The 21,605-nt window shown below is 52.8% G+C and carries 24 protein-coding genes; 1 reads left to right on the top strand and 23 read right to left on the bottom strand.

Features of this window, described 5'->3' with window-relative positions:
- Positions 1–85 precede the first annotated feature (85 nt).
- The 16 genes from KXU80_RS01625 to KXU80_RS01550 all read right to left on the bottom strand — a co-directional run bounded on the left by KXU80_RS01625 (position 86) and on the right by KXU80_RS01550 (position 15,542).
- Positions 86–607, bottom strand: a complete 522-nt coding sequence (locus KXU80_RS01625) for a cell wall elongation regulator TseB-like domain-containing protein (protein WP_219836574.1) — start codon at positions 605–607, stop codon at positions 86–88.
- On the bottom strand, positions 607–1,908 hold the full coding sequence (locus tag KXU80_RS01620) for an amidohydrolase (protein ID WP_219836573.1): 1,302 nt from the start codon (positions 1,906–1,908) through the stop codon (positions 607–609). Before KXU80_RS01620 ends, KXU80_RS01625 begins: the two co-directional genes overlap by 1 nt.
- Positions 1,889–2,545: a redox-sensing transcriptional repressor Rex gene (locus KXU80_RS01615; RefSeq protein WP_219836572.1), complete on the bottom strand. Its 657-nt coding sequence runs from the start codon at positions 2,543–2,545 to the stop codon at positions 1,889–1,891. The genes KXU80_RS01620 and KXU80_RS01615 overlap by 20 nt, the downstream gene beginning before the upstream one ends.
- A complete protein-coding gene (dinG, locus tag KXU80_RS01610) occupies positions 2,542–5,439 on the bottom strand; it encodes an ATP-dependent DNA helicase DinG (RefSeq protein WP_219836571.1) in 2,898 nt (965 codons plus the stop codon). Before dinG ends, KXU80_RS01615 begins: the two co-directional genes overlap by 4 nt.
- Before the next feature lie 24 nt (positions 5,440–5,463).
- Positions 5,464–6,222, bottom strand: a complete 759-nt coding sequence (locus KXU80_RS01605) for a hypothetical protein (RefSeq protein WP_219836570.1) — start codon at positions 6,220–6,222, stop codon at positions 5,464–5,466.
- Between the two features lie 134 nt (positions 6,223–6,356).
- The gene (gene panD / locus KXU80_RS01600) at positions 6,357–6,740 is read right to left on the bottom strand and encodes an aspartate 1-decarboxylase (RefSeq protein WP_219836569.1); all 384 of its coding nucleotides are present in this window, start codon (positions 6,738–6,740) and stop codon (positions 6,357–6,359) included.
- Entirely contained in the window at positions 6,733–7,623 is an 891-nt protein-coding gene (panC, locus tag KXU80_RS01595) for a pantoate--beta-alanine ligase (protein WP_219836568.1), read from the bottom strand. The genes panD and panC overlap by 8 nt, the downstream gene beginning before the upstream one ends.
- Positions 7,620–8,552: a 3-methyl-2-oxobutanoate hydroxymethyltransferase gene (gene panB / locus KXU80_RS01590; protein WP_219836567.1), complete on the bottom strand. Its 933-nt coding sequence runs from the start codon at positions 8,550–8,552 to the stop codon at positions 7,620–7,622. The genes panC and panB overlap by 4 nt, the downstream gene beginning before the upstream one ends.
- A 354-nt stretch (positions 8,553–8,906) precedes the next feature.
- Positions 8,907–9,890, bottom strand: coding sequence for a biotin--[acetyl-CoA-carboxylase] ligase (locus KXU80_RS01585; RefSeq protein WP_219836566.1), 984 nt, complete (start codon positions 9,888–9,890; stop codon positions 8,907–8,909).
- A gap of 26 nt (positions 9,891–9,916) precedes the next feature.
- A complete protein-coding gene (locus tag KXU80_RS01580) occupies positions 9,917–11,332 on the bottom strand; it encodes a CCA tRNA nucleotidyltransferase (protein WP_219836565.1) in 1,416 nt (471 codons plus the stop codon).
- Between the two features lie 26 nt (positions 11,333–11,358).
- Positions 11,359–12,519 carry an N-acetyl-alpha-D-glucosaminyl L-malate synthase BshA gene (gene bshA, locus KXU80_RS01575; RefSeq protein WP_219836564.1) on the bottom strand — a complete coding sequence of 387 codons (1,161 nt, stop codon included), beginning with the start codon at positions 12,517–12,519 and terminating at the stop codon, positions 11,359–11,361.
- Between the two features lie 88 nt (positions 12,520–12,607).
- The gene (bshB1, locus tag KXU80_RS01570; protein ID WP_219836563.1) at positions 12,608–13,306 is read right to left on the bottom strand and encodes a bacillithiol biosynthesis deacetylase BshB1; all 699 of its coding nucleotides are present in this window, start codon (positions 13,304–13,306) and stop codon (positions 12,608–12,610) included.
- Complete coding sequence (locus tag KXU80_RS01565) at positions 13,306–13,680, bottom strand: methylglyoxal synthase (RefSeq protein ID WP_258171397.1); 375 nt, start codon at positions 13,678–13,680, stop codon at positions 13,306–13,308. The genes bshB1 and KXU80_RS01565 overlap by 1 nt, the downstream gene beginning before the upstream one ends.
- 114 nt (positions 13,681–13,794) lie before the next feature.
- Entirely contained in the window at positions 13,795–14,601 is an 807-nt protein-coding gene (dapB, locus tag KXU80_RS01560) for a 4-hydroxy-tetrahydrodipicolinate reductase (RefSeq protein WP_219836561.1), read from the bottom strand.
- Between the two features lie 5 nt (positions 14,602–14,606).
- A complete protein-coding gene (locus KXU80_RS01555; RefSeq protein WP_219836560.1) occupies positions 14,607–15,152 on the bottom strand; it encodes a tetratricopeptide repeat protein in 546 nt (181 codons plus the stop codon).
- A 54-nt stretch (positions 15,153–15,206) separates the two neighbouring features.
- The gene (locus KXU80_RS01550; RefSeq protein WP_258171201.1) at positions 15,207–15,542 is read right to left on the bottom strand and encodes a nucleotide pyrophosphohydrolase; all 336 of its coding nucleotides are present in this window, start codon (positions 15,540–15,542) and stop codon (positions 15,207–15,209) included.
- A 151-nt stretch (positions 15,543–15,693) separates the two neighbouring features.
- Between KXU80_RS01550 and KXU80_RS01545 the strand changes: the two genes are divergently transcribed.
- Positions 15,694–16,560 (top strand): YitT family protein, encoded by an 867-nt coding sequence (locus tag KXU80_RS01545; RefSeq protein WP_219836558.1) that lies wholly within the window; start codon positions 15,694–15,696, stop codon positions 16,558–16,560.
- Between the two features lie 26 nt (positions 16,561–16,586).
- On the opposite strand, the gene KXU80_RS01540 is transcribed toward KXU80_RS01545, so the two are convergent.
- The 7 genes from KXU80_RS01540 to KXU80_RS01510 all read right to left on the bottom strand — a co-directional run bounded on the left by KXU80_RS01540 (position 16,587) and on the right by KXU80_RS01510 (position 21,441).
- Entirely contained in the window at positions 16,587–17,507 is a 921-nt protein-coding gene (locus KXU80_RS01540; RefSeq protein WP_219836557.1) for a sporulation protein YpjB, read from the bottom strand.
- Positions 17,508–17,549: 42 nt separating this feature from the next.
- A complete protein-coding gene (locus KXU80_RS01535) occupies positions 17,550–18,185 on the bottom strand; it encodes a DUF1405 domain-containing protein (protein ID WP_219836556.1) in 636 nt (211 codons plus the stop codon).
- Positions 18,186–18,301: 116 nt separating this feature from the next.
- Positions 18,302–19,183 (bottom strand): menaquinol-cytochrome c reductase cytochrome b/c subunit, encoded by an 882-nt coding sequence (locus KXU80_RS01530; RefSeq protein ID WP_219836555.1) that lies wholly within the window; start codon positions 19,181–19,183, stop codon positions 18,302–18,304.
- Between the two features lie 22 nt (positions 19,184–19,205).
- Positions 19,206–19,877 carry a menaquinol-cytochrome c reductase cytochrome b subunit gene (qcrB, locus tag KXU80_RS01525; protein ID WP_090637800.1) on the bottom strand — a complete coding sequence of 224 codons (672 nt, stop codon included), beginning with the start codon at positions 19,875–19,877 and terminating at the stop codon, positions 19,206–19,208.
- A gap of 16 nt (positions 19,878–19,893) precedes the next feature.
- Positions 19,894–20,424 (bottom strand): Rieske (2Fe-2S) protein, encoded by a 531-nt coding sequence (locus tag KXU80_RS01520; RefSeq protein WP_219836554.1) that lies wholly within the window; start codon positions 20,422–20,424, stop codon positions 19,894–19,896.
- 251 nt (positions 20,425–20,675) lie between these two features.
- Positions 20,676–21,095: a DUF2487 family protein gene (locus tag KXU80_RS01515; RefSeq protein WP_219838812.1), complete on the bottom strand. Its 420-nt coding sequence runs from the start codon at positions 21,093–21,095 to the stop codon at positions 20,676–20,678.
- A gap of 163 nt (positions 21,096–21,258) precedes the next feature.
- Positions 21,259–21,441 carry an IDEAL domain-containing protein gene (locus tag KXU80_RS01510; RefSeq protein WP_219836553.1) on the bottom strand — a complete coding sequence of 61 codons (183 nt, stop codon included), beginning with the start codon at positions 21,439–21,441 and terminating at the stop codon, positions 21,259–21,261.
- Between the last annotated feature and the right edge of the window lie 164 nt (positions 21,442–21,605).

The following is a 21,605-nucleotide window of genomic DNA, read 5'->3' as shown; positions in this document are numbered from 1 at the left end:
AAAGTATATCATAGTCTGCAGAGGCAGAGAGCGTGTAATTAAAGGGAGTCATGCCTAAAACTGCTGAGGCTGTAAACCCGTTTCATTATTGGGAAGGAAGCTTGTACATCACGATCAACGACCCGTCGCGAAACCGGTAAAAATCATAGAAGTGATTCAGCTGGCTGGATTGATTCCGGGCATAGAACACTTCCCAGACCGGCTCTCCGCCGAATAAGCCGAGCCGAATATGTGCGATTTGGGCATCCGGCTTCTCGCGCAGAAACTGCTCCTGCAGTCGTGTTTTCGTGAGACCATCCGTTGCCCGAAGCGTGATCGTGGAATCCTTCTTCAGCCAGACAAAGGTGTCCAGGTCGTTGCTATCCTTCCCTTTCACGACCCATACCGGCTCATCCCACACGTACGAATAGGAGCTTGTTACGCTTGAGAGCCCACCGCGCTCCATCGCATTGGATTCGGCGGTCTTCTCTTCGGACCAGACAGGAAGCTGCACGTAGCGGTAATACGCGTTGATCGATGCGAGTACAAGCAGTACGAACAGCACGATGAGCGTCACCCAACGTCTTGCCGTCATCAGCGGCGCGCGTTTCAATCGATTGGCGCGCATTAGCTGGATAACAGCCTTTCAAAGCAGCGCTGTGCTTCCGAGCGAATCTGCGCCTCATCCAAAAATACGCAGTCGCCGTTCTTCACGACCTGCTCGCCGTCCACCCATACATGAACGACATCCCGCCCTGATCCGGCATACACCAGATGGGAGATCATCTCGGTCCGCGGATAGAAATGCGGCTGCTCCACATTGAGCGCGATGAAATCAGCCTTCATGCCTTCCTTCAGCATGCCGATCCGTTCCTCCTGCCAGATCGCACCCGCACCGTAAACCGTGCCAAGCTTCAACGCTTCCCAAGCCGGAACGGCTGTCGGATCACCCGAAACGCCTTTATGTATAAGCGCTGCCAACCGGATTTCGTCGAATAAATCCAAATTGTTGTTGCTCGCTGCGCTGTCGGTGCCGAGCGAGACGGTTACGCCCGCCTTCAGCATGTCCGGAACGCGGGCAACGCCGCTCGCAAGCTTCAAATTGCTGGCCGGGTTATGCGACACGCTGACTCCGCGTTCAGCAAGAAGAGCGATTTCGCCGTCGGTCAAATGAACGGCATGGGCGACAAGCGCCGGACGAGAGAAGAAACCGAGCTTATCCAGATGCTCGACGGGACGGCAGCCGTAATCGTTGACGTTCTGCTGCACCTCTGCCGCGGACTCGGACATATGCGTATGAAGCGGAACATTAAGCTCCCGAGCTGCTTCTACGATGCGCTCGATGTAATCCGGCGGACATGTATAAGGCGCATGCGGAGAAAGCATCGTCCGGATGCGGCCGTTCGCCCGGCCGTTCCAATCTTGGACAAACCGTTTCGCTTCATTCAATTTAGCGGTTTGAACCTCTGGCGGGCATAAACCAATGACGCCGCGGGTCAAGAGACCGCGAATGCCGGATTGTTCCACGACCTCCGCGACAATATGCATACGGTCATACATGTCGACGAACGTGGTCGTTCCGGATTTCAGCATCTCCGCAACGGCAAGCGCCGTACCCCAGCGGGCATCCTCGTCCGTATATTTACCTTCCATCGGCCACATTTTCTGTTCCAGCCACACCTGAAGCGCTTCATCGTCGGAATATCCCCGAAGCAACGACATCGCAGCGTGCCCGTGCGTATTGATCAAGCCGGGCATGAAGACAAACCCTTCGCCGTTCAGCCTATCGGCGCCTTCGGGCTTCGGATCCGGCTCCTGCTCGCTTAGGTATAGAATCGTATCCCCTTCAATGACCATATGGCCCTTTACGATCGGACGATTGTCATCCATCGTCACGAAAGTGCCGTTCTCAATCCACAACCGTTTCATTGTCGTCGACTCCTTCTTCGTCCAAATAATAGGCCAGGCTCATCAGCTCGGTTGTGAAGTTTGCATAATGGATTCGCACTTGCTCTTGCACGCGAAGAATCGTCGGAGCGAAATTGAGAATGCCGTCAACGCCTGCTTCGACAAACTGATCCGCAACATGCTGTGCCTCGAGCGCCGGCACGGTAATAATGCCGATGCGGATGTGCCGATCCAATATGGTTTCCTTCAGCTTGTCCATCGGGAGGACGGTCAGTCCGTTGATGGCCGAACCCACCATCGTCGGGCTGACGTCGAATACTGCCGTAATCTTCATATTGTCTTTCAAATACATATTATAATTGCATAAAGCGCGTCCTAAATTCCCGGCGCCGACGAGCGCAACATTAAGCGGCTGATCGAGTTTTAAAATCTGTCTGATTTTCTCAATAAGGTACGTGACGTCGTAGCCGATGCCCTTGCGCCCGAAATCGCCAAAGTAAGCCAAATCCTTACGAATTTGGGCTGGATTCAAATCCAACTTGTTCCCAAGCTCCTGTGATGAAACCGTCTGTACATCCCGCATGCTCAAATCGTTCAGAACTTGAAGATAAACGGGGAGTCTGCGAACGACCGCTTCGGATATTTTCATCGGTTTCATGTTTCCACCCTTTCTTCACTTGGTGACAGCCATTCATGCATGCGCGGGACAATCTGATCCAAATGCATGGTTTCAATCTTCGGTCCCGGCAGCGAATAGAGAAAATATTTGCCGTAGTACGTATCGATAATGCGAGTATCATAAATGAGAACAATACCGCGGTCTTTCCCTGTCCGAACCAACCGCCCAAAGCCCTGCTTGAACCGAATCACGGCCTGCGGTATCGACAGCTTCATGAACGGATTCTGCTTCTGCTCCTGCAGCAGCTCCGATTTGGCCTCGACAAGCGGATGGTTTGGCGGCTGGAAGGGGAGCCGAACGATGGCAAGGCAAGTGAGCGCATCGCCGGGGATGTCCACACCTTCCCAGAAGCTGCTCGTTCCAAGCAGCACGGATGCTTGCGTCTGCTGGAAGCGCCTTGTCAGCTTGCTCCTGTTGCTGCTGTCGATGCCTTGACCTAACACTTGAATGTCCTTCTGAACCAATAGTTCCTTGAGCGGATCATACACCTGCTTTAGCATCTTGTAGGATGTAAACAGCACCAGCATTCTTCCCTTGGTCTCGATAGCCGCTTCCGATAAGGATTGAACCAGCATCTCGTTGAACAACGGATCTCCGGCGGCACCCTTAAGCACCGGGAAATTGCGCGGTATAATGACTAGTGCCTGATCCCTGTAATTAAATGGCGATGGCAGCTGCACCGTCTTTAAGCGGCCCGCTTCCTCCTCCCCCATCAAGCCTAGCTGCTCGCAAGCATATTGGAAGGACTTCTGTACCGACAATGTCGCCGATGTCATAATGACGCTTTTCTTCGTTTCGAAGAAATACGTCCTGAGCTGACTGCTTACGTCTGCGGGTACGGCATAGAGCTGAACAGATTTGGCTCTTGAGTTGCTATTTGCTTCGAGCCAGTAGACGGTGTCCGATTTATCGGCTTTCATAAACTGGCGTAAATCATCGCGGGCACGGGACAAGTCTTTGAGCGTTCCGCTTAAATCCGTTACCAATGCTGCGATCCCGGGATCGTCGAGTTCTTCTTTGATCGCAGCGAATACTTTATCAAGCGGCCGAATGATTTGGCTCAGGTAGCCGTTAATGGCTTCCTCAACGATCTGAGCTTCCGACCACTGGTCAGGCAATTTCCCGCCGCGGAGACGCAGCACGAATTGCCCGATTTCCCCGCCGCTCCCACTGTCCAAAGCGCCGGACTTAGCTTGATTGCTCGCGCTCATGAAGCCATACAGCATATCGAACAAGCGGTCCCATTCATCTCGAAGCTCGCCGAATACGGGAATAACCTCGTCGATTTCTTCCCGCCACTTCTGCGTCTGCTCCACGTTTTCGTTCGCCAGCCGGCTCTTCAGCACGATCAATTGTCCATTTCTGGCATCCTTGCACAATCTGAAAATCGGCTGCTGTACGGAATAGTAGGAAACCTGCGTACCCAGATGCTTGCCTGCCACCTCTTCCAAATGATGCGCTTCATCCAGAATGAGATGCTCGTAACCGGGAAGAAGGCGATGATCTGCGCGAATGTCTGTAAACAGCATGGAGTGATTCGTTATGACAACGTCCGCGATGTTGGCTTCCTGCTTCGCGCGATGGTAGAAACAACGCTTAAACCAAGGACAGCTGCGGTTCAGGCAGGAATCCGCGTCACTAGCTACCGTGCTCCAGAAATCAACGCCGCGGTTGCCGAAATTAAGCTCCTCCTGGTCGCCGTGCATCGACTCGCTGAGCCAGACGACCATTTGCGAAGCGGTAATGCGGTCTTCGACCGGCGAGCTGAAATCCTGCACATTGACCTTACCCTCGAATTTGCGCAAGCATAGATAATTGCCGCGTCCCTTGAATACCGCCGCTTTGAACGGATAAGGCATCACTGCTTGCAGCAGCGGCAAATCGCGTGCCCGAAGCTGCTCCTGCAGATTAATCGTATGCGTGCTGACGACTATCTTCTTATTCTGCTGGATACCATAGTAGAGCGCGGGGATCAAATAGCCCAGCGATTTCCCGGTACCTGTTCCCGCTTCAATAAGCAGATGCCGCCCTTCTTCAAACGCATCGATGACTTCCTGGAACATCATATTCTGGGGCTCCCGCTCCTCATAGCCATCCACGATGCCGGCAATACCTGTTTTAATATGCGCGAGAAACTGATGAAACGTCCAATCCGCGACTGCTGTTGATTGCTCTTCGTCGCTGCGCGGATGCTGCTCCTCGGTCCAATCGCCTGCCTTCATTGCAAATTGCCGGAAATAAGTGTAGGCGTCAAGATCGATGGAGGTTTGCGTTTCCTTACGGAGCGCAAGCTGCGAGACGAACCAGCCCAAGTCGTCGAGATCGCCGCCAAGAAGCAAGGCCAAGCGCTGCAGCGTCAGCAGAGGCAAGGTTTCCATCTTCCGACAGCAAGCAGCGAACAGCTCCGCCGTTGCCATGGCGTCGCTGTCCGCGCGGTGATGCTGATCATGTTCAATGCCGAACAATTCCGTTACCGCGCCCAGCTGGTAGGTCGTTAGGGTGGGGTACAGAATGCGAAGCATATCAATGGTGTCCAGTCTTCTTCCGTCGAAGGGCACGTATCCGCAGCGGTCGAGCGCTGCGCTTAGGAAGCCCGCATCGAATGCGACGTTGTGCGCCACCAGAACGGCGTCGCTCAGCAGCGGTATGATATCGATGAGCACTTCTTCAAGCTCCGGCGCCTCTTCCACCATGGAAGCGTCGATCCCGGTTAACCCCGTAATAAATGGGGGTATGGGGATGGTCGGCCTGACGAACGAGCTGTAAGAATGAATGACCTTCAGCGATTCATCCAGCAGCACAAGACCAACCTGTATAATATCATCGCCGGCACTGTGGCCGGTCGTTTCCAAATCCAGTACGGCATAATTCATCCGGTACGTATCCTCTCCACAGATCTACAGCTGTCCGCTCCCGAAATAAAGCGATAAATGTCCTTCATGCTCCTGACAGGATTTCATGTTGGATAGGGGGTCGGTAAAATTAGGATCAGCTTCATGCGCCTTCTCAAAATAAATGGCGGCTTGCTCCAGGTTCATCCTTACGGCTTGGATGCAGCCAAGCGCATTCAAACCAAGCGCTCTCCATTTGGGATGCTCCGTCACTTCCACCAATAATTGAAAATGCCGCTGCGCTTCATGCCATTCCTGCAAGTGCATATAAGACATACCCAGGAATAGTCGCGCATGGTTAAAATCGGGAGAAATCGCAATCGCCTGTTGAAAATGTCCCGCCGCTTCGCGGAACATCAATAATTTAAAATAGCCTTGTCCTTGCGACATTGCCTGGCGCAGCTCCGCATCGGAGATGCTGTCCATTTCATACGTAACTTCAGGCTTCGACGTCGAATATGACGCTGGCGTCTTGGAAGCCGACTCAGCCGGAACTTCTGATATGGTCTTCGGATAGCCGGGTACAGGCGGCGGAGCGGAACAAGCATGCATGGAGCCGCCATGCAGGCATTGCTGCTGCAGCTCGCGGAAATCAGCCATCTTTTCTTCGAACTGCAGCCATTCTTCAATGAACATGTCGCTGAACTGCTTCAGCTTGATCAACTGGTCGTCGAGTGCTTTACGGTCGTTATCGTTCGCTTTCGGATAATGAATAATGATGTCCTGAAGAATATCCTGCATCGTTGCAAATATATGCTTGAACATAATGCACACCCACCCTCACGCCGTTGTTGTGGTGATTGAAGTGAATTGTTATGCTCATTCTTTGCCCCGGCATGACTTTTCATACTTCATCCCAGACGTTTCACAGCGCTGGCATTGCGGGTGCTGCCGCTTGGTTACAGGATCGTTGCGTGAAGCTCAGCGTCCATCGTTTGAACCGGTTTATTCGCAGCATCCAAAATAACGATTTTCGGTTTGTAGCTGCGCGCTTCTTCTTCCGGCATCATGCCGTATGAAATAATAATAACATTGTCTCCGGGCTGCACAAGCCTTGCGGCGGCACCATTCAAACAAATGACACCAGAACCCCGCGCACCAGTTATTACATAGGTTTCCAGCCTTGCACCGTTGTTGTTGTTCACGATCTGCACTTTCTCGTTGGGCCAAATATCCGCCAGCTCCATCAGGTCCTCGTCAATAGTGATGCTGCCTACATAATTCAAGTTCGCTTCAGTGACGGTTGCCCGGTGCAGCTTGGATTTCATCATGGTTCTAAACATTGAGGCCACCTCCAGCCGATTGAAGTAAACGGTTATCGATTAGCCGCGTGCCGCCAAACTTGACGGCAAGCGCGAGAATTAGGGTCTGGTTCATCTCCGTCAGCAGCTGATCGGGATCAATCGGCTGCAGCGAGGGGTACGTGAGCAGCTCAGCATAGTCGATAACTGCGAGCGGTGACGTGCGGATCGAAGCGGCCGCTTCTGCAGACAGCTTCCCTGCCGTCATTCCGGGCTCACGCAGCATGCGCTCGGCTTGCTGCAGCGTGCGGGACAAGATAACCGCCTGCGCCCGCTCATCGCTGCTCAAATATACGTTGCGGGAGCTCATCGCTAAGCCGTCTGCTTCGCGCACCGTTTCGCAAGGCACGATATCGACCGGCGTATTCAAGTCGTTAACCATTTGCTGGATAACCGCGACCTGCTGCGCGTCCTTCATACCGAAATACGCGCGGCCCGGCTGAACCAAGTTGAACAGCTTCGTGACGACGGTTCCGACACCGTCGAAATGGCCGGGTCTTGAAGCGCCGCACAGCCGGTCCGCCACCTCGTTAATAAGAATCTTGGTAAGGGGCCGGGTGGGATACATTTCTTGCACCGACGGCGCGAACAAGAGGTCAACGCCATGCTTCTCGGCAAGTGCCGCATCCCGCTCCAAATCGCGCGGATACCGGTCAAAGTCTTCGTTCGGCCCGAATTGCAGCGGATTCACGAAGACCGTCAATACCGTAAATGCGCATTCGTTCACGGAACGCTGCATCAGACTAGCATGCCCGTCGTGCAGGAAGCCCATCGTAGGCACAAGTCCGATCAAGCCGTCCGGTGCCTCGCCGCGCTGCCCGTTCAAGATGGTACGCAGCTCGCTGATTGTCGTACAGATGATCATGATTGACCGCCTCCCTTGCGGGCATCCGCGGACGCGGCACCTTCCTGCTCCGTTTGCGGAGATTGGCTGCCTGCTGCTTCTGTCTTCGTTCCGCCGTATAGCTGGCGCAGCACCTCTTGCTCCATGGGGAAAACATGGGCTTGCTGTGGAAACTCCCGCGACTTCACGTCGGACACGTAACTGCTAATGGCGCCGCGGATCGTAGTCCCGATATCCGCATACGTCTTCACGAAGCGCTTCTCCATATAAGGCGATGCATATTGCAAAATATCATGATATACGAGCACTTGTCCGTCACAACCGCGTCCCGCTCCGATTCCAATAACCGGGATCGACAGCGAGGATGAGATCGCCGCCGCGAGCGGTTCGGTTACGAGCTCAAGCACGATGCTAAATGCCCCTGCAGCCTCCAGCGCCTTCGCATCGTCGATTAGCTGCTGTGCTTCCTTCTCCAGCTTGCCCTGAACCCGATAACCGCCAAGCTGATGAACCGACTGAGGCGTGAGGCCGATATGCCCCATAACGGGTATGCCCGCTTTCACGAGTGCTGCAACTTCTTCCGCTACTTCTGCGCCGCCTTCGAGCTTAACGGCATTCGCATGACCTTCCTGCATTAATCTTGCCGCGTTGCGCAGCGTCGTCTCTTTGCCGAGATGGTACGTCATGAACGGCAGATCGGCGACGATGAATGTATGTGCTGCTCCGCGGGCAGCAGCCCGCGTGTGATAAACCATATCGTCAAGCGTCACGGGAATCGTCGTGTCATATCCGAGTACAACATTGCCGAGCGAATCCCCAACGAGAATAATGTCAATGCCTGCCTCCTCCGCGAGCTTAGCGGATGGGTAATCGTAGGCCGTCAGCATGGAAATCGGCTCGCCGCTCTGTTTCATTTTTTTTAGCTTCGTAATAGTCAACGGTTGTTTCATTGCTCCGTCCTCCTTTTGGATTGGAAGGTCGGCCGCACAAACGCGAGCAGCTTTCCTTTAAGCTTTCGCGATGAGGGGACCTCCTATGTGATCAACGCAAAAAAAACCTTCTAGCGCCGCTAAAAAGGTTCCAATCCAAAAAGGAACATCCTGGCTAAAGCGGGCTTCCTTCTGTCTCGGTCCCATAACGGCTCAGAGCAGAATGCGCACTGCCTTGCAGCTGACAACCAAACGGTTATCGGTGCACGCTCTTTCTTCATCGAAGGTGCAGTTCGCCGGCAGCGATACCGCCCTCAAATAAGCATGACTAGTAAGGCGATTATACCAAATAATAAATGCTCCGTCTATGAACGGTTATCCCGCCGGCGGCACCTGTTCTGCGGAGAATAATGGTACCCTCGTCCCGTCTTCCCTCTGTACAATCAGCGCTCCCTGCTCGTTCAAGCCGATCGGCGTGCCAATGGTCTCTTTACCTCCTATAATGAGCTTTGTAGGCTTGTGCAAGGTGACGGACAAAGCTTCCCAGAGTGTTTGAATCGGGGCGAAGCCTTCCTTCTGATAGATGGCATAAAGCTGCTCAAATTGGGCAAAGAAGCCGGCAACAATCTCGGCTCTGCCCAGCGGCCTGCCCAGCTGGATTTGCAGGGAAGTGGCGATATCCAGCAGCTCCTGCGGAAAGTCTTCCTTTGTCAAATTGACGCTGATGCCGATTCCGGCAATGACGTAGCGGAGACGTTCTTCCTCTGCTGTCGATTCCAACAGAATGCCGCTAATTTTCTTGCCGCCGATGAGCAGATCATTCGGCCATTTGATTCCGATATCGAGCGGTGCTGCTGCAGCACGCAATGCGCGGCAGAGCGCGACCGCCGTAAGCAGCGTGAGCTGAGGAGCAAAATGAATCGGCATGCCCGGACGAAGGATGAAGCTCATCCAAATGCCTTTGCCATGCGGAGATACCCATTTGCGCCCCATGCGGCCGCGGCCGTTCGTTTGCTGATCCGCAATAACGAGCGTGCCTTCCGGAGCGCCATCTTCGGCAAGGCGCTGCGCGATGTTTTGCGTCGAATCGACGGCGTCGAACAATCGGATGCCGTGAATCATGGACACTTGCTTCTCCTGCAGCTTTAATCCAAGCTCCTGCATCGTCAGCTTGGACGGCCGCCCCATCAAGCGATAACCGAGCCTGCGGGACGCTTCAATCTCGTACCCCGCGGCCTCCAGCTTCTTAATCTGCTTCCAGATCGCGGTTCGGCTGATCCCAAGCTCTTGGCTGAGCAGCTCACCCGATAAGTAACTGCCGCCCTGCTTCTCCAGCAGCTCAAGAATACGATTGTTCATCTTTAATTCCCCTCATTATGCGGCACTTAGCCAGTTATGGCGGCCAGCCGTTTGGCCACTTCGCTTAGTAGATGTTCTTTCTCGTTCGGCAGCTCGCCAAGCGCGGTTTCCAGCAGCAGTTCTGCAAGCAGGATTCCAAGCCACGGCCCGGATGGTTTCACCTGCAGACCGAGTATATCCTTGCCCTTCACGGCCAGCTCCTTCAAGGACGCCGCCGGCAGCTTGTCCAAGCTTTGCTGCAACATATCCAGCAGTTTGGGCAATTGTTCAATCGGACAATCCTCAGCAGACGGTTCAGCCAGCATCGGAATGTTTCGGATGAGTTGGATCCAACATTTCGCGGCGGGCTTGCCATGCCGCAGAATTAATGAAATCCACTCCCTATGCATCTCTTGTCTCCATGTAGACCGAGTATGGGGATCGATCTGTTCGTCATCGCACATGCCTAGAAGAGCTTGCTTCATCGCAATATGAATTTCAAGCACGCCAACCAGCCGAATGCTCCTTAATGTCGCATATTTAAGCGCCGCAAACATCTCGGATGCTAGAGCTGTATCCATCGACAATGCAGCGCACAGCGCCGCCCAGCGGTCCTCGGGTTCTCCAACCTTGCCTAGCTGCTGCATCATTGCTGCCATTGGCCAGCCTGGCCGTCTGACATACGCTTCGTGTATATTCTCCGGGAGCGAAGCAGATGCCCTTTCCATTCTAGCCTGCATATACGCATCGACAGCCGCAGTCATCGCTTCCGGTAAAGCTTCCTTCGTGAAGGAAAGCATGCCGCTTGCCGCCAGCCAAGCGGCCGCTCGCTGCGGATCGCTGACGGCGATCATTTTGTCAAACTCCAGCCCGATTCGCTCCATTGCGATATGAACGAGCAGATGATTATGGCGCTTGATCGCCCGCCATGTGCGGTGCGCGATGCGCAGGTCATACGCCGCAGCGAATCGAATGGCGCGCACTAAACGCAGCGCGTCCTCCTGCAATCTGGCATCCGGGTCGCCAACGCAGCGCAGTATCCCATTCCGGAGATCCTGAAGCCCGCCGAAGGGATCGACAAGCGTGCCGTCGCTTCGCAGCGCCATGCTGTTGATCGTGAAATCTCTGCGAAGCAAGTCGGCCTCAAGGCTGTTAACGAACTGCACTTCGGTTGGCCTTCGATGCTGCTCGTAGGCCGACTCGGTCCGAAACGTCGTCAGCTCGTAAGTTTCGCCTTCAGCGACGACCGTTACCGTTCCATGCTGCAATCCCGTCGGAATCGTATGCGGGAAGATCGCCATGACTTGCTCAGGCGACGCCGCCGTTGCAATATCCACATCTTTCAGCGGTTTGCCGAGCAGCGTATCCCGCACGCAGCCTCCGACAAAGACCGTCTCGAAGCCTCGCTCCTCCAATGCATAAAGCAAAGGGAGCGCCCTCGTCAGCGGTTCGCTCCATGACATGGCTCTCCCTCCCTTCTATATCCTGCTTAATCGCAAATCGGCACTGGAATATCCGCTTCAATGCCGAGCGTTTTGTAATAAATACGCTCATATTCCGCCGTAATCCGCTCATTGCAAAATTCATGCGTGGCCCGGTAAAGTCCCGCTTCACGGAACTTCGCATACAGTTCTTCATTGCGAAGCAGCTTGATCGCGTTATAGGCCATATCGTCCGTATCGCCGATCGGCGACAGGAACCCCGTTACGCCGGACGTGACTAGCTCCGGTATACCTCCGGCATTGGAGCCGATTGTAGGAACGCCGCAGGCCATTGCTTCAAGCGCCACAAGACCAAAGCTCTCCTTCTCGGAGGGGAGCAGCATAAGATCGGCGATCGAGATCACTTGGGCAACGTCATCCTGCTTGCCAAGGAAATGAACGCGATCCTCCAAGCCGAGCTGACGGATCCGTGCTTGAACCTTCGGGAAATCCGGTCCTTCGCCGACAAGCAGCAGCTTGCTTGGCACTTCCTTCACGACCTTATCAAATACGTCGATGACATCCTGCAGCCGTTTAACCGGTCTGAAGTTCGAGATGTGCATGAGAATTTTCTCGTCCTTGGTCACAAAATCGCTACGAAGCGAGCTGCATTCCCTCGGATAATAGATGCGTTTATCGACAAAATTATACGTCAGCTCGATTGGCTTATCGATATCCAGCAGCTCACGCGTCTCGCGGATAAGATCCATGGATACGGCCGTAACGGCATCGCTCTTGTTAATCCCCATCCGGATCAGATCCTTCAGCGATTCGTCTTGCGCGAGTACGGTAATGTCTGTGCCGTGGAGCGTGGTAACCGTCCTCAGGCCGTCGCCGACCATTTCCTTCGCCAGGTACGCGCACACGGCGTGAGGTACGGCGTAATGGACATGCAGAATATCCAGCTTCTGCATTTTGGCGACCTGCGCCATTTTGCTGGCAAGCGACAGATCGTAGGGCGGATAACGGAAGACATAATAATCGTTCACTTCGACTTCATGATAAAAAATATTTTTTTGAAATTGTCCCAGCCGAAAAGGAATGCTGTGTGTTATAAAATGAATTTCGTGCCCCTTCTCCGCAAGCATCTTCCCAAGCTCGGTCGCTACGACCCCAGATCCGCCCAGCGTCGGGTAACACGTAATTCCGATTTTTAATCGTTTTGCCATGCGTTTCACCCCCAGTAGTTCCATATATATGCCGATACGCGATGTATTCATGGCTAATCATTTGCGCAGCGGCCGAATGAATCCGATTCTAAAATAAAGGTACCGCATGCGGGCGGCGGATTGCAAATCCTTCCGCGTACGCCCAGCCGCGCGTTTGGCCAAGCAGCATGTCCCGCGCTTCGACCCGTTGAATATAGCGGTCCGTAAGCGGCGTTTGCACGCGATCCTCTCCCGGTGCAGGTGGTGCGAATTGCGAACGGTAGGCTTGCAGTGCGGCAATCTTCGTTTCCATGTGTGCACTGATGTCAGTCACGAGGCTGACGTCACTGCTGTCGTTTATGTAATAGAAATAAATCTGTTCGACCTGAACGGGCGGCAGCTCCGGCAAGTAATTACGAAGCTTTGCGTTAAATACCGCTTCCTCGATCAGTCTGCTGCAGCTCACATGGTCAGGATGACGATCGTTCCAGTAAGGCGCAAATACAAGCCTCGGCCGCAGACGGCGAATTTCCCCGACGATGGTCTGCAGCTGTTCACTCGACCCCGTCAACCCTCGGTCAGGCAATCGCAGCACGGAACGATGAGATAGACCAAGCACCGCGGAAGCTTCGGCAGCTTCCTGCCGCCTCGTTTCCACGGTGCCATTGGAGGACATCTCCGCCTCGGTCAAATCGCAAATCGCAACGCTGTAGCCCTGCTGAACATGCTTGGCGATCGTACCGCCCATACCGATTTCAACATCATCCGGATGGGCGCCGAACGCCAGAATATCTACTGATTCCGTCATTACACTTCACCCGGCTTATATTTATGTACAAGCTCCCGCCACGCGAAATCTCCCCGCTGCAGCGCCCTTACGAGGAGCTCGCCCGTCGCTACGTTCGTCGCAACCGGAATGCCTTGCACATCGCATAAGCGAAGCAGCGCAATGATGTCCGGTTCATGCGGCTGCGCCATAAGCGGATCGCGAAGGAAAATAATCAAATCCATTTCGTTCTGCGCAACCATCGCGCCGATTTGCTGGTCGCCTCCCAGCGGGCCGGACATATATCGGTGAATGCTTAGACTCGTCTGTTCCATGATGCGGGTGCCTGTCGTGCCCGTGGAATATAAGTTATGGCCTTGAAACACGTGTTCGTAAGCAATAACAAAGTTAACCATTTCATCTTTCTTCCGATCATGTGCAATAAACGCGATGTTCAACCTCGCCGCACTCCCCTCTTGTATGTCCGAACGTTCTCTCAGTTGGACAAGCATCGACCTGCCGAATTGTCGTTAATCGATCAAATGTTCAAAACCATAAATAAGTCCGGTATAGGTAACGACTTTCTTGCACGCCACGCTTACGCCCGGCATATAGCCTGAGCGTTCATAGGAATCATGACGTACTTTCAAGGTTTGGCCGTTGCCGCCAAAAATAACTTCTTGCTGGGCGAACACGCCTGGCAATCTTACGCTATGTATGCGAAATCCGTTATAATAGCCGCCGCGCGCGCCTTCGATGATCTCTTCTTCCTTGGGATTGCCCTGACGCAGCTCCTGCCTCGCCTCCGCGATGAGTTCAGCTGTCTTGATCGAAGTTCCCGAAGGGGCATCCAGCTTCTGGTCGCCATGATATTCGATAATTTCGACATGAGGCATATATTTTGCCGCTTGCGCTGCGAATCTCATCATGAGAATCGCGCCTATGGAGAAGTTCGGGGCGATCAAGCCCCCGATACCTTTCTCTTTGCACAGCTCGTCCAGCTCTTTGATCTGCTCCGGCGTGAAGCCTGTGGTTCCGACTACAGGACGAACACCGTGCGCGATTGCCGTGCACGTATTCCCGTAAACAGCCGCCGGTACTGTGAAATCAACCAGGACGTCTGCATTTGCGCTAGCGAGGGCGGCGCTCAGGTCATTTTGGACCGTGACACCGCAAGCCGGAAGTCCGACGAGCGTTCCCGCGTCAATCGGACCTGCGGACTGGGCGATAGCTGCTGCCAGCGTCAGCCCATCATCTTGTAAAACCATCTTCACGACTTCGCGTCCCATGCGGCCGCTTGCACCCGCAACTGCGACTCGAATTTGCTCTGCTGCCATGCGAATCACCTGTTCCTTTTCCGTTTGGTTCTAAGTCCGTACGCGCGAAGCGCTCTGCTCTTCCTCTTCAGCTCGGCGAATAAACGCCTTGCTGCGGCATGCTCGGGATCCAGCCGAAGCGCTTCTCGCGCACATGCGGCACCTTCTTCATAACGCCGCAGGGAGGCGAATACGGCAGCAAGCAGCAGCAGGGCTTCCATGTTCAGCGGATCAAGCCGCGACGCCTCTTTCAGCAGCACAAGTGCTTGATCCGTGTGAGCAGGTGACTGCGACAACAGCTGCTCTGCTTCGCTCACCATTCCTCTTGCTTTGACTGTCTCGAGATGATACTGATATTCAGCGTGCTCTGCATCAAGCAGCACGGCCTGTTCTGCATAATGGAGCGCCTTTTGCCATTTCCCGCTGCGGGCACACGTAATGGAGCACTTGTAATAAATCGCACCATTCTCCGGTTCCTGCGCAATCGCTTCTTCAAACCGCAGGATTGCCTGTTCAAAATCGCCGCTTAGGATGGCTTCGTAAGCCTTCTTCACGCTGCTTTCTACGTCCATCCGCCCATCCTCCTTGTACACAGGGTGATGGTACAGCATATGTAAGGAGATGTATTACGGTTCGACGTTTTTTCGCGTCCAACGATTCGCATCCCGCGTATTGAACTTATGCATGACGCGGTCATGTGCTTCGGTCAAATCAATGCCAAGCGAATTCGCGAAGCAGATAACGATGAACATTACGTCGCCGAGCTCCATCTCTACGGAATTGTCCGCCTCATCTGATTTCTTCGGTTTCTCGCCGAAACGATGATTCACCTCACGGGCCAGTTCACCGACTTCTTCGCTCATTCTAGCTAGCATAGACAAGGGACTGAAGTACCCTTCTTTAAACTGTGATATGTAAGCATCTACTTCTTGCTGAATAGCTGCAAGTGATTTCTGGGACAACGATGCTGCTCCTCTCTGTGCATGAGGTTTCCCTACATATGTTATATCAAAGCGTATCTGAAAACAATGCTTTTGACAATCCTCGCAAAGAGACATACTATGTTATAGCCTTCATCTTGTCCATTCCGCCGAATAGGAGCTGAATCCGCTTTTGAAAACGTCCGCTTCGCAGTTGCTTCGTACCCTGCCGCTTGTCGCGCTAGGGACAGCCATTTATGCATTTGGCTTGCATTATTTCCTGATTCCCAATCAATTGATGGAAGGCGGCGTAACGGGGATTGCGATCCTGCTGAATTACGCCTTGGGATGGCCTCTGTCGATCTCCACACTCGTGTTAAACATCCCGCTCTTCTTCGTCGGCTGGCGGGTGCTGGGCCGCTCCCATACCGGGTATACCGTCTTCGGCACGGTCTCGCTGTCGGTGTTTTTGGCGCTGATGGAGAAGCTGATCCACCTTGGCTGGATTGTTCCTTTTCGGACCTCCAACGACTACATATTGGCAGTACTCTATGCCGGAGTGACGCTTGGCGCCGGGCTTGGCATTGTCTTCCGATTCGGCGGCACAACCGGCGGCGTCGATATCCTCGCGCGCATCGCTGCCAAGCTGAAGGGCTGGAGCATGGGTCAAGTCATTCTGTCGCTCGACATCATCATAATCGGTGTATCGCTGCTTTATATTCCGAAGGAAAAGGTGCTGTATACGCTCGTGGCTGTTTTTATCGCATCCAAGCTGATCGACTTTATCCAGGAAGGCGCTTATTCGGCTAAAGCCTTCTCAATCATTACCGAATTCGGAGAAGAGGTCGGCCAAGTCATCACGCAAGATTTGGAACGCGGCGTTACATTGTTCCCTGCCAAAGGCGCTTATTCCGGTAAGCCGAAGCAGGTCGTGTACTGCGTCGTCGCCCGCCATGAAATCAGACGTATGAAAACCATAGTCCGCAGTGTCGATCCGCTTGCATTCATCATTATTTCGGATGTGCATGACGTCCTTGGAGAAGGATTCAAACAAGAATAGCCGGCGCGCTTCGCACCGGCTATTCTTTATTTGAATCGATCGGAGAATGACGTCCCCTGCGTTTGGCCATTTCGATATTTGCGCCAGCCGGCAAACCCAAGTACCGCCATCACGAAAGCGGCAATGAACAATTCCGCAATCTGTGAACCGCCTCTTCGCTGCTCGCCAATGGATAGGCCGGGCGGAGTCGCATCGGTCAGAGCCGCTTCATCTTCGGACTCCGCTCCTCTGAAAAGGCGGGCTGACGCAGATTCCAAACTTGCGAGCGCTGCCGGAACTTTATCCTGGCGAACCTCTCCTGCATCTGCAGCTCGTACGAGACGTTCCAGATAAAGCAGCTGTGCCTTGATTCCATCTATATCTGTGCGGTCACGCTGCATAAGCGCCGCAACCTCCAGACGATCCACATGCTCTTCATAGACACTGATTGTGGCTTGTACGGCCTTAAGCCGTCCTTCCGCTTGAGCCGCCCACGTTGCTCGAATCCTCTGCGTATCATCCTTTAAGACGCCTTCATATTGCAGCCAAAGCGGCGCAGCCGGCCTTAGGAGCGCATCGCTTGCAAGCTTCAACCTCGCAGTTTCCGTATACCATACTTGGCTTGTCCCTTTTTGCGGCATAGCTTGAATAGCCCTTTGAATGCTTCGCTCGAATGCCTGCCATCCGGCCTGCGTCCCCATCTTTCGAATATCCCCATCCGCAGCCAGCGATTCCATACGTTGAAGCAAGAGGAACGCCTGTTGGCGATTGGAGTCATTTGCGGCGTTATACAGCTGCTCTGACCAGCTATATAATTGATTAAGCGACGATGATTGCCGCTGCCCATCAATCGGAGCGTCTGCCTGTATCGAATTCATTGTAAAGCCTTGACTATTCAAGCTGCAGCCGGTTGAGAGCCACAGCAGTACGACGCTGCCTAGCAGCGCGAATACCGTTGATGCTTTCACGCGCATCCCCCCTATTATCATCCTATGGAGGGATGTCCCATCTTAGACCTTACGGAACGAGATGAAGAGCCATGTGAGAAGCAAGCTGACCACCGACAGCCCCATTGTAAACGATTGGATGGCAGATAGATCGTCCTCAAGTACGTCTGGCAGCCACGGGTACACAAAGTACGTATAATCAATCGTATCGTTCAGCAGCAGCCATATGAGCGCCAGAAATGCGGCAAACCGCCCCACAATCATAAACCGGACGAACAGCAGCGCCTCGACAGCCATGCCAAGGTGGGAAACAATCAGCATATAATGCTCCCACTGCAGCGAATCGCCCTGCGCCGCGCCTGCCAGAATCATCGTGACTGCCCATACGCCGTATTTAATGGAAGTGACGACGCCGAGCGATTCGATGATCGCACGTACGCCTATGTACACCGGAGTCGGCTTTGCCAATACAGGAAATAGCAAAAATAGCAGCGATAACGTAAAAAACAAACTGGCTGTCGGACTGTCCGGCACGAATATCACGCGCCAGAACGGATGCTGCGCAACGGTATACTTCATTTGATCGCCGTACCAAATGTAACCGTATACAGTACCAGTTGCGTTTACGATAAAAAGCAGCAATAAATTGATGCGATTCGTTAGAAAATCTCGACTCCACGGAAGAGCTGCAGCCTTCACCAATTACCCTCTCCTTAAAAACTCTCACTCGCATGATGACCGATGCTAATCCTAGCGTCGCCCGAAATTCAGTTAAAAAAACCTGATCGCATCGAAACGATCAGGTTTTCATCTCATTATTCTGCTTTTTTCTGTTTCGCCAGCCAAGTCGTTAATTGATCGATTTCCTCGGTAGTCAACTTATCCTTAAAGGAAGGCATGTTGTTCTTACCGTTCGTAACGATGTCAACCAGCTGTGCCTTATCGAATTCATCGCCGATTCCGTGCAGAGACGGAATACCAGAGCTTTCATTACCCTTTAGATCCGCACCGTGACAAGCTACGCACTGCGCTTTCTGAGTAATGGCAACTGCAGGATCTTTCGGATCGACAAGCGGAGTTTCCGCTGCCGGCTGAGCTGGTTCCCCGCCAGATTCTGCGGCCTTCTCAGCAGCTTCGCGTGCTTTCTCTTCACGAAGGATATGCTCCGGAATCGTGTTGGTCAGCTTCAGCTCGTGCTGGTAGTGATCCCACGATTGTTTCGTCAGGTAGAAGACAGAGATAAGCGACATGAACATAAGAATCGAAGTAATTGGGCGTCTATAGAATCGACGCTCTTTGCCCGTATCCAGAAACGGAGCCAGCATAAGTGCTCCGAATGCTACGCCCGGAATGCCGACCGTACCTAGAACGACATAATCCTTCGAGACGTATTGCAATTTAAGGAATTGATACAGGAACAGGAAGTACCAGTCCGGCATCGGAATAAAGGCAGCATTGGTAGGGTCTGCCGGGTAACCAAGCGGAGCCGCTTCAGAGATCGTCAGGACAAGAAACCCAACGAGAACCACGACACCAACCATCCATTCTTTAAGCAGGAAGTTCGGAATGAACGCTTCCGATTTACCTGGGTAAGACGAATAGTCCGGTGGAATAACTGGGCCTGTTACCGTTTTTTTACGAACCCGCGAGTCACCAACGAATACTACTTTTTCGTTCGATTTGTGGCCGTGTGCCATTCGCAAAATGCCTCCTTTCGGCTTATAGTGGGCCCGAAATACCTTGCTTCCGGATCATAAAGAAGTGTGCCGCAAGAAGCGCCAGAAGCGCGCCCGGCAAGAAGAAGACGTGGATTGCGAAGAAACGGGTCAATGTTTCGGCGCCTACGATCTCTCCGCCTTGCATCAATTCTTTGATATATGTACCGATCCACGGCACGGATTCAGCGATTTGAATACCAACCTTCGTGGCAAAGTAGGCTTTGTTATCCCAAGGAAGCAGATAACCCGTGAAACCAAGACCCAGCATAATGAAGAAAATCAACATGCCGACAACCCAGTTCATTTCCCGCGGTGCCTTATAGGAGCCCGTGAAGAAAACGCGCAGGGTATGAAGGAACATCATAACGATAACGAGACTCGCGCCCCAGTGGTGCATACCACGGACGATACCGCCGAATGCAACTTTATGCTGCAGGAAGTCAACGCTCTTGTAGGCATTGATGATATCTGGCACAAAGTACATCGTCAGGAACATCCCCGACAAAATTTGAATGACCGTGATGAAAAACGTCAGTCCGCCAAAGCAATACACAAAAGCGGAGAAGTGATGCGCAGGGTTAACGTGTTCCGGTACTTCGTGATCCGCAACGTCCCTCCACATCGGCGTAATATCAAGACGTTCATCAATCCAGTTGTAAATACCTTTCATCATCTGATTTTACGCCTCCTTATACCCGTGTATTTGCTTTGATTGGACCAAGATAAACCCAACCTTTTTCAATCTTCAGATCGTATTCATCGAGCGGTTTTGGTGCAACAACCAGGTTTTTACCATCCTTGGTGTAGTGGGCACCGTGACAAGGACAAACATATTCATTGTTTTTCTCCGTGTTCCAGCCGATCGTGCACCCCAAATGCTTGCATACCGGGGAAAGAGCGAAGGCTTTGCCCGACTGATCCTTGGAGATCCATGCCGTCAGTTCGGGATCGCTTACGTACCAGCCGTCAACCTGGTGAATTTTGAATTTAAATTCCTGAGGGTCACCAGTCAGTTTGGTTTCTTCGACGACCTTAATCCATGTACCTTTTGCTTTTTTCGTCAAAATCGGGTCGACCGCAAACCGGATCATCGGGAGAGACATGCCCGCTGCCATGAAAGCGCCAGCGCCTCCGAGCGTGTACGACAAAAATTGACGCCGGGACATTCCGCTCTGTTTAACCGGACCGTGCGTGTTTTCGTGTTGTTCATGGTTACTCATCTTCTGTTCTACCCCCTTTGCTGAGCCATATCTTGTGTTCTGCCGCAGAGGCAAAACAAACGATGAACTTGGACATTTCCTATAATAGCCTAGGTGATTTGGAGCGTCAAGAATATGGCAAACAATTTGCTGGACAGTTCAAAATGGGATTTAGCATTTGTTATCATTTTGTCACAATTGACCTTCTCTGGCATATGTTTTTCCCATTATGATGTCACCTTATGCAGAGGCTGTCCGCATTTCATCTGAATCTAAGGGCGTCCGAGCCATAGCTTGCGAACGGATTCACTAACTGCTGCAGCTTCAGGCAGACTGCCGTCGTCCGCTGGGCCAATCATCAAGTCGGCGTTCGGTTTCGCCTCAGATAAAACCGGAACAGCCGCGGCAAGTATGACATATTTGAAGCCGATTGTTCGGAGATTGTTACAAACCTGGCTCACATGAGCTGCGATTTCATATGTCCATGGCCCATACTGCACTGCCGGATAGGTAACAATTCTTCCCTTAAAGGGCTGTTCAATCATGTCCAGCACATCGCGAAGTCGTTCGAGCTGCTCGGTTACTTCGTACGGCATTTCCATGCCCGTCAATCCGGTTACAGGGAGCACTGCCGTATCCAGATAAGGCTGGAGTTCAGCCCACTGCTGCGCGCTTAATTCACTGAACTTCATTCTTGTCACCTTTCCTCCATCGATAGCATGTACTTAACTTAAAATTTCCATTCTATTAATATACCATAGATTGCCTATACTTAAATCAAAAAAAAGCCTGCAGCATTCGCCGGACTCTCGTCCGGGTGCCAGCAGACTTTATTCATGCGGATCTAGCCGCTTACTAAGCATGCAGTGATTTCAACTCGTCCGTCAATCGGCGGAATGTATCCTTGTCTCCGGAGGCAAGCGCCAAATCGATGGCTTTGTACAATTTATCCGTTCGGAATTTAAGTACAGCCTCATCCAGCATCATCTCTGCGGCAAGTCCGAGCATCACTTCGTATGATACTTTCATCTTATCCATAGGATACACCTCCAACACAGCGTTTAAGAGATCCTATATTCCTTTCCTTACGCCAATCGCTTCCTAATCGTCTTCGTTTTCTCCGTGCCAATCGTCCAATCCGTCAGCCTCTGACGACTCCCGCAGGCGAATAAGTGAAAGCATATAGGTGGGTTTCATCTGTG

The organism is Paenibacillus sp. R14(2021) (assembly GCF_019431355.1).
In the GTDB taxonomy this organism is placed as follows: domain Bacteria; phylum Bacillota; class Bacilli; order Paenibacillales; family Paenibacillaceae; genus Paenibacillus_Z.
This window is presented reverse-complemented; position numbering and strand designations above follow the sequence as displayed.